Raw genomic sequence first — 13,936 nt, 5'->3', positions numbered from 1 at the left:
GCATTCTTCTGCCTCACCACTTTATAGTTGCTCTACCTGTGTTGTTATGTTACAACGACTTTTGCTAATACTCCCGGTCTATGGCACATTGGCAGAGAATTTGACTGAGTATGTAAATCGGTCCCTCTATCAAATCTTCTTGGCTCTTGTTTCGCGTAAAGTGGCTGTCCAAGAGTATTTACTGTCTCATTAAAGTCTGCTGGTGCAAAATACGTTGTAAATGTGCTCGCTGTTCCTAGTGGAAAACAGTTTCCACTTTCTCTTTCTATAAATCTTCTTACGGTTCCTTCAGGGTCGGTTGCTTGCCCTCTATACTCTTCAAATGTTATTCCACAGAACGTAAATCCTGATCTCATGTCATTCCTCAGCGCTGCTCCTTCTTGCCATCTTTCATATGCCTCTTTCACTTTACTATGCGAAATTAGTGCATCAAAAAACTCTGGACTTACCAGTGCATGAATCCCCGTCATATATTCACCACTTAAATTGTCCTCAACATGGCGCAATACTTCCAGACACTTACGCTTTACATCGGTTGTCGCAGTCCCCAATGCAAAATTTACTACTTTTGGTGTAATTTCAAATTCGTTGTAAAGGTTTAATAACTCCGACCCATCAGCATCAAGAATGATTCCCTTCAGCGCTCCCATTCTCAAATGTTCTAACGTTATTGCGTGTTTATTTCTCATTAGCTGCAAATGATCAGTTATTACATCTGCCAATGCTTTCAGTTCACTTTCTGACCCAAATGCCCTTATTCCCTGTACTTCCTCAGGCAACACTACGTCATCATGTGGTATATGTGGAATGGTAAAAGTTCTTATTTTTCGTTTTCCACGTTTTCCTACTGTTGCTGGTGCTCCTGGTAACTGCGTTGGTAGTAAACTTAATACTCCATTTTGCTCCTCTATAGTAATATGTCTAAATCTTACTGACCTACTTGGAAACAAATTTAAATTTTCCACTCGTCCATAATTTATCAGCAATATATTTATCGCATTTGTGAGTGCCGTCATGCTAAATGCTGTATTTGTAAATGGATTTTGCATTTTTTCTTTTCCCCCTTTTGTATTTTTAATAGTTTTTTTAAGCTCCCTTGCGGATAATGATCCCTCGTCCTTCAAGGTGCTTTATTGCTGCAGTTTTCTGCTCTTCAATGATATTTGCTGGCCATACAACTGCATGATCTGCTAGTATTGCACCACGAGCAATAATTACTCCTTTACTATTTTCCTTTGCGTTTACATCGCTTGCTATTACTCCTATAGCCGTTTGTGTCCCATCTGTGGCAGTTGGATTTAAAGCTTTAATAAAACCATCTTTAGTATCATAACCAACTACTTTTCCCAGCTTTAGATTTTGTCCCTTGGCTACTGTTATTTGATCTCTTGAATATAGGTTGGACACTTCATATTTCAGAAGATCGCCTAAATTATTTCCTTCAGTTATACTTATCATGTCTTTTTCTCTCCTTTTTTTATTTTTTTACCGCCATATTTGTGGTTGTTATACACGGCGGTTATACACATACTTTAAATGTTTGATTGCGCACGACTTTTCGCTACCTGCATCATCAACTCTTCTCCTGAATTCTGTGGTATTGCACTTAGTATTTCTGTCTTCTTCGTTCGCTCTGCAAGTAACTCCATTAAAACTTCCCTGGCTTGCTCAACACTTACGCTTTGCTCAATAAATTCTCCTATCTTTTCTGGCATTCGTGATAAGTTACATAAACGTATTAATTCAAGAACTTCAGTACGATACTTAGTTAAATTGTCAGTTTCTAGGTCATTTGTAGTTTTTTCATTCATAGTAATATCCCCTTTTTTATTAATAGATTTAAACTCTGAAAGAATTGTAATTCCATCTGCAAGACCTATTTCTACTGCTTTCTCGCCAAAATATAGCCCTGCTTCTGTTGATTTTATTGCCTCTACAGAAAGGTTTCTATTGCGTGCTATTAGCTCAACCAGCATTCCATATAAACGATTCACTTCGCTTTTTAGGCTTTCTAAACTCTCAGAAGTTATTGGCTCATGTGGATTTAAATCATTTTTTCTACTTCCTGCAAATACTGTCGTATATTTTATTCCCTGTTTTTCATCAAACCCACTTTGATCTATATGACTTGCTATTACTCCTATGCTTCTAACTCCTGAAGTTCTAGTTACCAATACTTTTTCAGCACTTGATGCAATTGCATACGCCGCAGAATACGCATCATCATTTGCTATTGCCACAATCCTCTTTTTTCTCCTTGCTTGGTAAATAAAGTCGGAAAGGTCGAATAAACCGTTTACTTCTCCTCCGGGGCTGTCTATGTCCAAAATTATTGTTTCTACTTCTTTATCTATTAAAGCTTCTTCTATCTCTTCACTTATCTTCTCATACGATGTCATCCCCAATACATCATCAAAAACTTCTGACTTTTTCGTCAAGATTCCATGTATTGGTATTATTCCTCTTTCACTATTTCTTACCGCATGTTTTATATTTTTAAAGATAGGCTGCTTTCCTGTTTGTAGTGACAGTAATTCAAAACTCCTTGGTTCTACCATTACACATCTGTTTAGCCATATCGCTTGGTTTTTCATATTATCTCTTGATTAGTAGTAACGTCGGAATCAAAACTTAAACCCAAGGAACTAGCACGTCTTTGATCTTCTGCAATTTCTTGGTCTATTTCTTCTACATCATAACCTAGCTCTGAAACCACTTCTGATCGACTCTTAAATCCATTTCTTACTGCCATTTGTTGTGCTTGCTGGTCTTTTAAAGGATCCACCCAATCAAATCCCTGTGGTATCCATTTTACTTCTTCTTTCGCTGCTTTTGCTACTTTTTTATCTATACTCAGTTCTCCACAGAGTACTGCTAATTCTAGCCATCTACTCCATACTGGTCTGCAAAATTGAAATACCATAATGTTGTGTTGCAGCATAGCACATCTACGACGAAACTCTATTAATCCTGCTCGAATGGATGAATAATTAACGCCCGTTAAATCTCCTGTTAGTTGCTCATATGTTATCCCTGTGCCTATTGCTATTGCCCTCAGCTGCTGTCTCATGAATGCTTCATAACTTCCTCCTACATCAGATGGCTCTGAAAATTTTATGTCTTCTCCTGGGTCTAAAAGCTGCATTGTTCCTGGCTCTAAACCTGATAGTGCTACTCCTTGCTCATTACTTTCACCTTCTCCTAAAATATTTGCTTCAGGATCGAGCCTTGGAATAAACCCTGCAAACATCGCTGCTGTCTTTTTTCTCACTAATTCTGCATCATCATATTGATCAAGTTCATAGAGCTTTAGCAGTATACTCGAAAGCCATGGCTCTCCTCTAATTTGCCCAGGTCTTAATGGTCTATAAATATGTAAAACATCATTTGCTGGCACTCTCACTGATTCACCAAATGAGCCTTCACCAGGGTGTTCTTTAAATAGGTAATATGCTTCTCTTTGCCCAAGCTTGTTAAACTCAATCCCGTTTCTTATTACATTACCATTTCCTAAAGTTTGATTTGTTTTATTATCTAAATGTTCAGACTCAAGTACTTGCAGTTGTAATGGCACAGAAAATCTATCTTCCAGCTTTCTCGTTCTTAACCGTACAAAACATTCTCCTCCCTCTATCATACTTCTGCATACTAGAGCTTGTAATCCATAAAAATCACTTACTCCGTTACTGTCTGCTTCATCTGTCCATCTTAGCCATAATTCTTGCACCCTCTTTCGAAATTCCCCATCCCTTGCTTTTGATTGCGGTTTTATTCCTGTTCCAATAGAGTTACTTACTATTGTATCAATAATATTTGCTGCATATGGATTTTTTCTCACCATATCACGTGATCTACTACGTAAAGTTTCAAGGTTTTGAGACAGCAAATTGTTTATACTTCCTAACTCTGGTTGAAAGTGAAAAAATCTTCTTCCTGAGCCTGCAGCATCCCAGGCTGAGCTTTTTATCTTTGGTTTGTTAAATAGTTGTTTGAATGATTTTAATAACATTTTGCCTCTTTGATTATGCAACAAGTTGTTGCACAATTTGACATTGAAAAATTATAGCAAGTTGCTAGAGAATTTGGTCAACAGATTGTATGTAGAGAGTCATTACTCTGGACTACGTTTATAAATTTCTTTTCGATGTCCTATTGCTGCAATTTTGACCATGTGCTCTGAGTTATCTATTAAGTATATGACTCGATAATCGCCAACACGCAACCTAAAGTAGCCTACCCATTTATGCGATAAAGCCTCACCTACTTTATCAGGAATAATTGTGAGACGTTTTTCTATAGCTTTTTGCACCCTTAACCGTATTGTTTTCGGAAGAGAAGGAAGATCTTCGGTATCTACACCTTCTAAATAACCAATTTGGTAAATTATTCCCACTTGATATCTTCATGTCTAATTATTTTTGCTCCAGGAACATTACGTTTAGCAGCAAGTTCAAGTAGAGCTATTTCTCCTTCATCCATTTCGTCACCTTCAGATAGTTTACTTACCTCAAGTTCTTCTTCTACTAGATCTTTTACAATTTCTTCAATAGTTCTATTTTGAACTTTTGCCATTTCTGTAAGATACTGAGCAAATTCCCCCTCAAAATTTACATTAACATTAAGCCTTCCTTGACTTTGATCCATATTATTCACTGTAAGACATCAACTCTAAACTATAACATTTTTACATAATTTTGTCAACCCCTTTATTTGTTGAAAAAACAATTTTTCTCTTTGGCTTCATACCTGCAATTTTCAATTCAGCCTTAATACGTTGTCTTAAGCTTAGTAAATCATTTATATCTACTTCAGCATATCTTACAACATGGTCACCATATGCAATTGATACTACTCGCTCTCCGTTTTGTAGTTTCTTTATCGCTTCTTCGACTTGAATTAGATAATCTTCGTTATACATTTACTACTCGCTGATCCATTTGCTTTTCACTATTTTCTTTGATTTTTTACTTTCTGGTTTTTCACTTAAACTATTCCATTTACTCTCTGGCCAACGATCGATTCCAAGCGCAATAGATGCTGCTCTTGCATAAATCCTACAGTCTAATACTTCATTTCTTTCTCTTACCTTTTGCCACTCTTGTTTGGTATAACCTTTTACTACTTTGCTGACTAATTGCTCTGCCGTTAGCTGCTTAAAATATTCAGGTGCATACTCGGGAAAATGACAGTATCCTGCTGGAGCTTCTTCACCGTCCTTTAAAACATTAAGTAATTGAAAAAGTTCTGACTTTAAAATCGATACTCCCACTGGCCAGAGCTTTATTCCTCTTTTTAGCTTTTGACCACCAACTGTTATATCTACTCTACTTGGGCTGCTAAGTGGTACTAGAGCTTTATTTACACCTTTCACTGCCATTACTCTTCCAGAGCCTTGATGACCTCTTACCCAATTGTATACTTCTTGTGTCGCATACCCAGCATCAACCGCCATCATACTTATCATGTATTCAAGACCATTTTCACCGATAAAATGATGATTTAAGAGCTCAGAGAGTTTTCCCCATACTTCTCCTCTTCCAGTATCACCTTCAAATACTCGGTATTCTATTGACCAACTTTCGCGGCTTTTTCCCCATGCTACAACTTCTACTTCTAAACGATCTTTTTGGACATCTACTCCTGCAGTAAGCACCACTTCTCTCCTAGGTACTGTGCCTACGGGAAAAAATTCTCTCCTGTTAAATAATTGCTTCCAATCTGGTACTTCTCCTTTGTCTACCCAGGTTTCTCCAAGCGTAGTATTTATCCATACTTTTAGTAATTGTTCACTTTCTTTTGCATGAAGAAAATCTTCTACTGCTTGAGTCCAGCTATACCAGCCTACTGGACTATAAAGACTTGAAAGATGAAATCCTTTTTTCTCACCTTTTACTCTATTAGTAGGTCTCCATTCTCCACGCTCAAGCATCTCTGTCTTTTGATGATTTTCTATTTTGCCGCTACATTCAGTGCAGACATAATGTGCTGTTCTTGAGTCGTTGTTTTCCCATTTAATTTGTGACCATTTTAGAACTTGATAGTAATTACAATACGGACATGGTACAAAAAAGTACTGCTTATCTGTTGCTTCAAATTCTTTCTCAATTCTGCTTATTCCATGAATCGTTGGTGTTGATACTAAAAAAATCTTTCGCCGTGCAAATGTATTAGTTCGAGCAATACTGAGCAGCACTGGATCTCCTTCACCACCTGAATCTCCTGGATAGGCGTCTATTTCATCAAGAAAGAGATATTTTACTGGCATAGATCTCAGTGCTACACTGCTATTTGCTCCGGTTATTACTACTATTCCACCTGGAAATTCCTTACTTTGTACAGTATTGCCTGAGTCTCTTGACCTTGGGTCTTTTACTTTACTCTTTAAACATGGCGTACTCTCTATTAACGGCGCAAATCTTCCTTTTGACCAACGCTTTCCCATTTCAACTGTTGGCTGCACAACTAACATTGGACCAGGAGTCTGATCTATAATATAGCCTATCCAATTGTTACCAGCTTCTGTTCCTCCAATCTGCGCTCCTTTCATGAATACTACTTTTTCTGCTGGTGAGGACGGAGAAAGTGAATCCATGATTTCTTTTAAATAAGGAGTTCTTTCTGTTCTCCATTTACCTGGCTCTGATGCTGCAGTTGGCGCTAAAACTCGATACTCATTCGCCCACTCTGACACTTTAAGTAGTGGATCTGGCTTTAAACCTTCAGAAAAAGATGTAGCATATATCATATCGCTAGCTCTTCACCATCATTAGATGATACCTCAACATCACTTAAAATAGAACTGCACTCACTTGTTTTCTCACTTTCGAGTTCAATAAACATTTTCTTTTCAAGTGCTTCTTCTATGTACTTCTGAGTTAAATTACTCATTGCTATTGCAGCTATGAGCGCAACTATTCCCACCATTACCGCAGCTATAATGTTAGGGTAAATTCCCACTATCACTATTGCACATACTGTTATAGCAACACAGACGATATTGATATATTTCTTTATTTTTTTGTCTGCTATTTTCCTTTCTTCAAAATATTTATTGCTCAATAAATGAAATGTTGGAAAGTTCTTCTGTCTTCCAAATAACACTATTTCCTTCTCTTTGCTCAGTAATTTTATTAATTTTGCGTTGTTCGTTATTATTGCATACTGAAAAACATCCGTGGCATCTGCTCCTCTCTTTAGCAACAACTTTACTACGTTAAAGTGACCATGCTTTACAGCAACATAAATTCCCGTTTTTCCACTCTCATCTACAGCATCTATTTCAACTCCTTCACCAAGAATACCGTCTATTAGGTCTTCATATCCTTTTCTGGCAGCTAAATGAAGCAAACTGTTTTTATCAGCTCCGTATCTATTACTTGCTAAAATCTTTACTATATCTAATCTATTTGCTTCTTTTGCATAACAAAATGGTGTCTTGCCATTATCATCCTTAATTAAAGGATCTATATCTTCTCGCGTTAGTAAAACTTCTATTGTTTTCAGCCTTTCAGCATAATGTAGTGGCGTTTTATTTTCATAATCTTGTAAGTTAACCCCAGCATTAGGAACATTTATTAAGCATCTTACAATATCTAAACATAAGTCCCTTTCGTCGTAATTACTACTACTTATAGCTACGTGCAAAGAAGATAATTTCATTGCATTTCTGCCGCTGCCAACTACATTAACATTCGCACCAAGATTTGAAAGTAATTTTACTACTCCTAGCTTCTTGTTGTTTACTGCATAATGAATTGCTGCATGATTTCTCGCATCAAGAACATCTTTGTCCGCATTTCCTTCTCTAATTAAAATTTCTACTATTTGTTCATGCCCAGCTCCTGCCGCTAAGTGTAACGGTGTATGTAGTAAAGCATTCTGCTCATTAACATTAGTCCCTTTGTCGAGTAAAAACCTTACAGCATTTGCTTCATTCAACATCGCAGCTAAGTGAAGTAAGCTATCTTTCTCCAATCCATATTTGTGATTGATTAGTGCTTGTAATATCTCTTCTCTTGCACAATCCAGCGCACTTTTACCATTATCATCAGTGATCAGTGGATTAATATTTTTCCTATTTAGTAAGAGAGCAACCATACTAAGCTCGTTAATTTCTACTGCATAATGTAGTGGGGTTTTCCCATTTAATCCTCTAACATTTACATCCACTCCTGGTTGATTAATAAGACACTTTATTAATTCTAAACTTAAGTTAGCAGACATTATTTAAAACTTAATATTAGATAATGCTTGTAATGAGTTTGTAATCTCTTCGGTTAGCGCGATATGAATCTTTTCAGTGTCACTCAGTGATGCAAGCAGTGCTGAAACTCTATTTGGAATATTAAGCAAATTATTACGTACAACTCTTGCTACATTAAATGCATCGCGCTTTACTTCCTCTACTGCTACAAGTTCACCAATCTCAGCCTTAGCTTTCGCCTCAAGAAGTTTACCTCGTTCCATTTCATTTTTTATTCGAGTTTTTAGCAACATCGTGGAAAGGTTACTTGTATTTTCGTTTTCTGGATTTTTCCTCCTAAGTGGCTGACTTGGATCTCTTATTGCCGCTACTGCTTCATTTGCTTGTTCTCTATTTACCAAACCATTCTCCAACTCAATTATTCCTTTTTTTACTAAATAACAGACATATTGCTTTGAAACTCCTATCTCTCTTGCCCATTCCGTTTGTGTGATCTTTTCCACTTCTTTTCCCCCTTTATTGCTGTTTTTCTTCTTGAATTTGTGCAAAAGTTTTGCCAGTACCAGAAAGAATTGCTTCCCTACCTGTGTATACTTGCCAACGTTTTATCGTTACATCTACAAATTTTGAATCTAGCTCTATTGTTCTGCAAATTCTTCCTGTTCTCTCACATGCAATCAGTGTGCTGCCAGAACCGCTAAATGGATCAAGTACAGTATCCCCAGGTCTGCTGCTATTAACTATTGCTTTCTCCATTAGCTCTACTGGCTTCATTGTTGGGTGCAGTGAGTTATGTATTGGCTTATCATAAAACCATAGATCACTTTGATTTCTACCTCCATGCCACTCACGTTTATTGCCGCTTTTCCATCCATAGAGCATTGCTTCGTATTGTCTTTGATAATCAGACCTGCCTAGCGTAAAATGATTCTTTGCCCAAATGATAAATGTTGACCATTTTCCTCCTGCTTCCTCAAATGCTTTTTGCAGCGTTGAAAACTCTGATGATGATATGCAGATGTAAATTGCTCCTTTCGTATATGCTAAAATATTGGAACAGATGTCGTAGAGAAAAAGCTCATACTTTTCACCTTGATTATCATTCAATATTTTTTTATCTTCTCTCTCCTGGCTACTACCATAATCAACGTTATATGGAGGATCACAAACAGTAATATCTGCCATTTTATCATCTAATACTGCTTTAAATGATTCAACTACGCAGCTATCACCGCAATAGATTCTATGATCACCTAAAATCCATAAATCCCCTGGTTTTGCTATTTCTACCTTTTTATCAATTAACTCCAAAACTCCTCTTTCTACTTCTTCTTTTCCATCAAAATCATCGAGAAAACGTTGAACTTTTTCCAATTCAAATCCAGTCATTTTAAGATCAAACTGCAAATCTTCTAACTCTTGAATTTCCACTTTCAAAAGCTCATCGTCCCACTTTGCCCAGTTAGCTGATTGATTTGCCAGTAACCGAAAAGCTTTAGTTTGTGGTTCATTTAAATTATCACTTAAGACCACTGGAATACTCTCCATACCAAGTTTTCTTGCTGCTTTAAGTCTTAAATGACCATCAACCACAGTTCCATCGCTTTTTGCAACTATTGGTATACGAAAGCCAAATTCCCTGATTGAAGCACACATTCTATTTACTACATCATCATTTTTACGAGGATTACGCTTATATTCGACGAGGTTTTCAACAGGATAGTAGTGGATTGCTAAATTCATATAATTTAAATCCTTAATAATTAAAAAGTTAATATTCAAAATATCTCTGACGCTAAAGAAGGCCTGGGGTTGAACCCACTAAATCCGCCATTCTGGCTGAAAGGACCCACTTTTTATGGATTTTTCGTCTTATTAATATCTTTACTAATATAGAACATTAATGCCAAAGCATCGGCCTCATTATCATCTCTAGGTGAAAAACTTTTTTCACGTATCGCTTCAATAACTTCACTCTTACTTGCATTGCCTTTGCCTGCTATAAAGCGTTTTATAGTTTTAACATTAACACCTTGGTAGGGAATATTGTTCTCTTCACACCAAGCAGACAGCACTGCAAGAAACCCACCGTAGCAATGGGCTGCATCAGTTCCTAAATGTCTTCTCACCTCCTCAAAGTACACTGCAGAAATGTCTTTTAAAGAATTGAGCCAATTGCAAAAGTTTAAGAAACACATTCCACCTCCGCTGAAACGACTACCATGAAAGCTTTTGCTCCCACTTTCAATTATTCCATCTGTTAGAATTGCCCAGCCTGTTTGCTTGCCGAGATCTAGCGTTAAGATTGACGTACAAAAACTCCTTTGTGTAATTAAAGTTCAATGCCCTGTATAATATATATGTACGATGACTCGCAAATTCGTCCGCAATTTTGAAAAAAAATTAAAAAAAATTTCATATCCTGCCATTTGAGTTTTTACTTATCTTAATAACTATTTTACATAACTTATATTACGCCAATATTTATATTATTATATTATCATATATTATATTTTACCTGTATTTAAATATATATATAATATATATAAGACTTCAGTAATCCGTAAATCCTCTTCACTGGCCGATTTTAGCCACTTAACTTTAGAAACGGCTTTTAGGAATAGAACATAAAAAAGACAATATTATCAATAACTTAACGATTACTGCTTTCTGAAATACTAATTAGTAATTCAGAAATTAGGTACGAAATTGGTAGTTTTTTACCTATGAAAAAGTAGCTTCAGTAGTGTATCAAAACGTTTAAATCTTATTTTAATTTTTAAAGATTTTATTCTTTTAGATAAAAAAATTATTACTACTTTTTTATAATAAATTAGTCATACAAAGTCTTGGTAAAAATCTCTATTCATGAAACTTTTGGAGTTTTTATGAAGAATTCTTATCAAGGAATCGATTCTACAATTGTTAAACATGTGAGATTTCAAGCTTCGCGCCTTAAATCCAAAAGCTGTTTTATTAACGAAAGTCTCGAAGATATAGAACAAGAGCTTTTTTGTCAGGTTTGGCAATATCTTAACCGGCACGATGAGAAAAGAAGTAGTTTTAGTACTTTCGTTGCTAGATTAGCTAATTATTGTGCTCGCAATATGTTACGCAATCAGTTATGTCTAAAACGTAATATAACTTTTGATGATATAAACGACGATATTCCAGATCATAGGAACTCGGAAATCGAAGCGATAATTCGCACTGATATAAATAATATAATTTCAACTTTGTCTGAAAAAGATAGTAATTTATGTCAATTACTTAAGGTATTTACTATTACTGAAGTTTCTGTAATAACCAAAATACCAAAGACAACTATCTATCGCACACTAGAACGAATACGCAATAAATTCTCAGTTTTAGAGAAGTTATAAGCTCTCGATTATATTTGCTCAAAAATTTTTTTTTGCAAATTGCGGACGAATTGCCTAGGTCATCGTACATATATATTTAGGTACTGGGAGAAAAATGAAAATAATGAACAGCAATGAACGGCTAAAAGTTCAAACAGGTATAAAAATGGTCATCTTTGGTCCTGATGGTATAGGTAAAACTAGTCTCTTAAAGACCATAAATGAACCAACACTTTGTCTTGATTTTGAGGCAGGTTTACTTGCTGTTCAAGATTGGCAAGGGGATTCTGTAAGTATTCGTACTTGGAATGAGGCAAGAGATATTGCATGTCTCATAGGTGGTCCTAATCCTGCGTTAAAATCTGACTCAGCGTATAGCCAAAGACACTATGAGCATGTATCCAGTAAATACAAAGAGCTTTCTTCAGAGTTTCTCAAGTATCGATGTGTTTTTATCGATAGTATTACAGTAGCCTCTCGTTTATGTCTATTATGGGCAAAAATGCAACCTGAAGCTTTTTCTGAAAGATCAGGAAAACAAGATATGAGAGCTGCTTACGGGTTACTTGCTCAAGAGATGATGGCTTGGCTCAATCAGTTTCAACATATTCCAAATAAAGACATCATTACAGTTGGAACTCTTGGACAATACCTCGATGATTTCAATCGCTCGACTTGGCTACCTCAATGTGAAGGAGCTAAAACTGCAAGTGAAATTCCTGGGATAGTTGACGAAGTAATTAGTATGGTTGGAATCAAGAAAGATGATGGTACAGAGGTTCGTTCATTTGTCTGTCAGACGATTAATTCTTGGGGATATCCTGCTAAAGATCGAAGTGGTTGCCTTAATATGGTTGAAGAACCGCATCTAGGAAAACTTCTTACAAAAATTAAAACTAAAGCTTTTGCAATTCAACCTGTCACGCCCAACATATAGGAGGTTATTATATGCTACAAAACTTTTTAACTATTGGTCAAAAAATTCCTTTTTTCAGTGTGAAAGAATACTTGGACGATCGATCGCCAACACCAGAGGATATAATCTCACCAAGAATTTTAACAAAAAGAGGCTTATTGGTACTGGGTGGCCCACCTAAAATCGGCAAAAGCGACTTTTTGATTTCATGGCTCGTTCATATGGCTGCAGGTGTTTCTTTTCTTGGTATGGCTTCAAATAGACCTTTAAAAATTTTCTACATGCAAACTGAAATTGAATATGAATATATGAAAGAACGTTTGCAACAACTTGATAATGAACTTTTGAATGTAGCTGCTAACAACTTAATCATTACGCCAAAAGTGCACTTATCATTTAATCATGATGAAATAAGTGAAATTAAGGAGATTGTAAATGAACGCTTTAAACCTGATGTTTTGGCCATAGATCCATTACGTAACATCTTTAGCAGTGAATATGGGAATGAAAATGATAATAGTGCTATGCTGTTCTTTCTGCAAAAGACTCTTGAGAAGCTACGCAGTGCTGTCAATCCAGATGCTTGTATTGTACTCAGAGGTTGTCCGGAAACTAGTAAATTCAAGCATATTCCCTCTTTAACATAACCCTACTCATAGCTAGGTATATGAAATTCTCAGTGGATGTTGTGAGTAAATCATACTCCTTCGATAGCCTTCTATTCCTATTAACCCAAGCAAAAGTCCTTTCTACAACCCATCTTCTTGGCTGTACTTTAAACCCTTGTTCTCTTGTTGGTAGTAGCTCAGGTGGCGTATCTTTGTGCACCCAAAATCTACATGGAGGCCTTTTAACAATTTCAATATCTATGTCATATTCTTCCTTTATGTGATTCTTTAAATTTCTTCCTTGGTATCCCATGTCAGCCCACATTTTTTTAACTTTAGTATATTTTGTTCTCATATTGTTTAATGCTATTTTCATACCATCTCTATCATTTTCGTTAGCAGCGCCTACGTAACAACCTAGTATAAAACCCTGAGTGTCTGTAATTATATGCCTTTTTCTACCCTTTACTTTTTTACTTCCATCATAGCCTTTGATCCCCCCCTTTTCTGTAGTCTTTACAGATTGACTATCTACTATACAGGCACTCGGCTGCTCATTCCTTCCTATTTTTCTTCTACTATATTTTGTAATTTCATAATTCATTTTCTCAAAAATTCCCTGCTTCTTCCATTGCCTGAACTGCTCATACACAGTCTTCCATAGCGGAAAATCATTTGGTAAATACCACCATTGACACCCTGTACGCAATACATAGAAAATTGCTTCTAATATTTCTCTTTTGCTATACTTTGGCGGCCTTCCTCCTTTCTTGTATGATACTCTGAAGTGTTTTTCTATTCTTGCCCATTCCCTTTCGCTTAGATCTGTTGGATACTTTTTTCTCAT

15 protein-coding genes and 1 pseudogene are annotated in these 13,936 nt (G+C 36.1%); 3 read left to right on the top strand and 13 right to left on the bottom strand.

Annotated features, from left to right (window positions below):
• Positions 1-44: 44 nt before the first annotated feature.
• The 12 genes from R0F62_RS04225 to R0F62_RS04170 form a co-directional block, all read right to left on the bottom strand.
• Positions 45-1,049 carry a major capsid protein gene (locus R0F62_RS04225; RefSeq protein WP_274979150.1) on the bottom strand — a complete coding sequence of 335 codons (1,005 nt, stop codon included), beginning with the start codon at positions 1,047-1,049 and terminating at the stop codon, positions 45-47.
• Between the two features lie 37 nt (positions 1,050-1,086).
• Entirely contained in the window at positions 1,087-1,458 is a 372-nt protein-coding gene (locus R0F62_RS04220; protein WP_010082142.1) for a head decoration protein, read from the bottom strand.
• 74 nt (positions 1,459-1,532) lie between these two features.
• On the bottom strand, positions 1,533-2,594 hold the full coding sequence (locus R0F62_RS04215) for a S49 family peptidase (RefSeq protein WP_274979147.1): 1,062 nt from the start codon (positions 2,592-2,594) through the stop codon (positions 1,533-1,535).
• On the bottom strand, positions 2,591-4,009 hold the full coding sequence (locus tag R0F62_RS04210; RefSeq protein ID WP_274979146.1) for a phage portal protein: 1,419 nt from the start codon (positions 4,007-4,009) through the stop codon (positions 2,591-2,593). Before R0F62_RS04210 ends, R0F62_RS04215 begins: the two co-directional genes overlap by 4 nt.
• A gap of 102 nt (positions 4,010-4,111) precedes the next feature.
• Positions 4,112-4,393, bottom strand: a complete 282-nt coding sequence (locus R0F62_RS04205; protein ID WP_010962706.1) for a type II toxin-antitoxin system RelE family toxin — start codon at positions 4,391-4,393, stop codon at positions 4,112-4,114.
• Positions 4,384-4,644 carry a hypothetical protein gene (locus R0F62_RS04200; RefSeq protein WP_012673197.1) on the bottom strand — a complete coding sequence of 87 codons (261 nt, stop codon included), beginning with the start codon at positions 4,642-4,644 and terminating at the stop codon, positions 4,384-4,386. The genes R0F62_RS04205 and R0F62_RS04200 overlap by 10 nt, the downstream gene beginning before the upstream one ends.
• A gap of 40 nt (positions 4,645-4,684) precedes the next feature.
• Positions 4,685-4,918 carry a gpW family head-tail joining protein gene (locus tag R0F62_RS04195; protein ID WP_010962704.1) on the bottom strand — a complete coding sequence of 78 codons (234 nt, stop codon included), beginning with the start codon at positions 4,916-4,918 and terminating at the stop codon, positions 4,685-4,687.
• A 3-nt stretch (positions 4,919-4,921) separates the two neighbouring features.
• Positions 4,922-6,745 carry a phage terminase large subunit family protein gene (locus R0F62_RS04190; RefSeq protein WP_012673198.1) on the bottom strand — a complete coding sequence of 608 codons (1,824 nt, stop codon included), beginning with the start codon at positions 6,743-6,745 and terminating at the stop codon, positions 4,922-4,924.
• Positions 6,742-8,223, bottom strand: a complete 1,482-nt coding sequence (locus tag R0F62_RS04185) for an ankyrin repeat domain-containing protein (RefSeq protein WP_274979145.1) — start codon at positions 8,221-8,223, stop codon at positions 6,742-6,744. Before R0F62_RS04185 ends, R0F62_RS04190 begins: the two co-directional genes overlap by 4 nt.
• Positions 8,224-8,226: 3 nt before the next feature.
• Complete coding sequence (locus tag R0F62_RS04180) at positions 8,227-8,706, bottom strand: hypothetical protein (RefSeq protein ID WP_274979144.1); 480 nt, start codon at positions 8,704-8,706, stop codon at positions 8,227-8,229.
• 13 nt (positions 8,707-8,719) lie between these two features.
• Complete coding sequence (locus R0F62_RS04175; protein ID WP_138344575.1) at positions 8,720-9,946, bottom strand: DNA modification methylase; 1,227 nt, start codon at positions 9,944-9,946, stop codon at positions 8,720-8,722.
• Positions 9,947-10,059: 113 nt separating this feature from the next.
• Complete coding sequence (locus tag R0F62_RS04170; protein WP_038228276.1) at positions 10,060-10,509, bottom strand: crossover junction endodeoxyribonuclease RuvC; 450 nt, start codon at positions 10,507-10,509, stop codon at positions 10,060-10,062.
• A gap of 582 nt (positions 10,510-11,091) precedes the next feature.
• Between R0F62_RS04170 and R0F62_RS04165 the strand changes: the two genes are divergently transcribed.
• From R0F62_RS04165 to R0F62_RS04155, 3 genes and pseudogenes are all read left to right on the top strand, one after another.
• A complete protein-coding gene (locus R0F62_RS04165; RefSeq protein WP_190321275.1) occupies positions 11,092-11,586 on the top strand; it encodes a sigma-70 family RNA polymerase sigma factor in 495 nt (164 codons plus the stop codon).
• A gap of 94 nt (positions 11,587-11,680) precedes the next feature.
• Positions 11,681-12,502 (top strand): ATP-binding protein, encoded by an 822-nt coding sequence (locus R0F62_RS04160; RefSeq protein ID WP_274979143.1) that lies wholly within the window; start codon positions 11,681-11,683, stop codon positions 12,500-12,502.
• 11 nt (positions 12,503-12,513) lie between these two features.
• A pseudogene (locus tag R0F62_RS04155) lies at positions 12,514-13,077 on the top strand (AAA family ATPase); the annotation flags it as partial.
• A gap of 25 nt (positions 13,078-13,102) precedes the next feature.
• Here R0F62_RS04155 and R0F62_RS04150 read toward each other — a convergent pair.
• Positions 13,103-13,936: an IS5 family transposase gene (locus tag R0F62_RS04150; protein WP_317051329.1), complete on the bottom strand. Its 834-nt coding sequence runs from the start codon at positions 13,934-13,936 to the stop codon at positions 13,103-13,105.

This window comes from Wolbachia endosymbiont of Drosophila aff. chauvacae BK-2020 (genome assembly GCF_032848195.1).
GTDB lineage: Bacteria > Pseudomonadota > Alphaproteobacteria > Rickettsiales > Anaplasmataceae > Wolbachia > Wolbachia pipientis.
The sequence above is the reverse complement of the archived record's forward strand: the minus strand, read 5'-3'. Positions and strand labels throughout refer to the sequence as shown.

Bases quoted from the DNA above. Each gene is read 5' to 3' on its own strand.
- R0F62_RS04225 (WP_274979150.1), bottom strand. From the start codon at position 1,049: ATGCAAAATCCATTTACAAATACAGCATTTAGCATGACGGCACTCACA.
- R0F62_RS04220 (WP_010082142.1), bottom strand. From the start codon at position 1,458: ATGATAAGTATAACTGAAGGAAATAATTTAGGCGATCTTCTGAAATAT.
- R0F62_RS04215 (WP_274979147.1), bottom strand. From the start codon at position 2,594: ATGAAAAACCAAGCGATATGGCTAAACAGATGTGTAATGGTAGAACCA.
- R0F62_RS04210 (WP_274979146.1), bottom strand. From the start codon at position 4,009: ATGTTATTAAAATCATTCAAACAACTATTTAACAAACCAAAGATAAAA.
- R0F62_RS04200 (WP_012673197.1), bottom strand. From the start codon at position 4,644: ATGGATCAAAGTCAAGGAAGGCTTAATGTTAATGTAAATTTTGAGGGG.
- R0F62_RS04195 (WP_010962704.1), bottom strand. From the start codon at position 4,918: ATGTATAACGAAGATTATCTAATTCAAGTCGAAGAAGCGATAAAGAAA.
- R0F62_RS04190 (WP_012673198.1), bottom strand. From the start codon at position 6,745: ATGATATATGCTACATCTTTTTCTGAAGGTTTAAAGCCAGATCCACTA.
- R0F62_RS04185 (WP_274979145.1), bottom strand. From the start codon at position 8,223: ATGTCTGCTAACTTAAGTTTAGAATTAATAAAGTGTCTTATTAATCAA.
- R0F62_RS04175 (WP_138344575.1), bottom strand. From the start codon at position 9,946: ATGAATTTAGCAATCCACTACTATCCTGTTGAAAACCTCGTCGAATAT.
- R0F62_RS04165 (WP_190321275.1), top strand. From the start codon at position 11,092: ATGAAGAATTCTTATCAAGGAATCGATTCTACAATTGTTAAACATGTG.
- R0F62_RS04160 (WP_274979143.1), top strand. From the start codon at position 11,681: ATGAAAATAATGAACAGCAATGAACGGCTAAAAGTTCAAACAGGTATA.
- R0F62_RS04150 (WP_317051329.1), bottom strand. From the start codon at position 13,936: ATGAGAAAAAAGTATCCAACAGATCTAAGCGAAAGGGAATGGGCAAGA.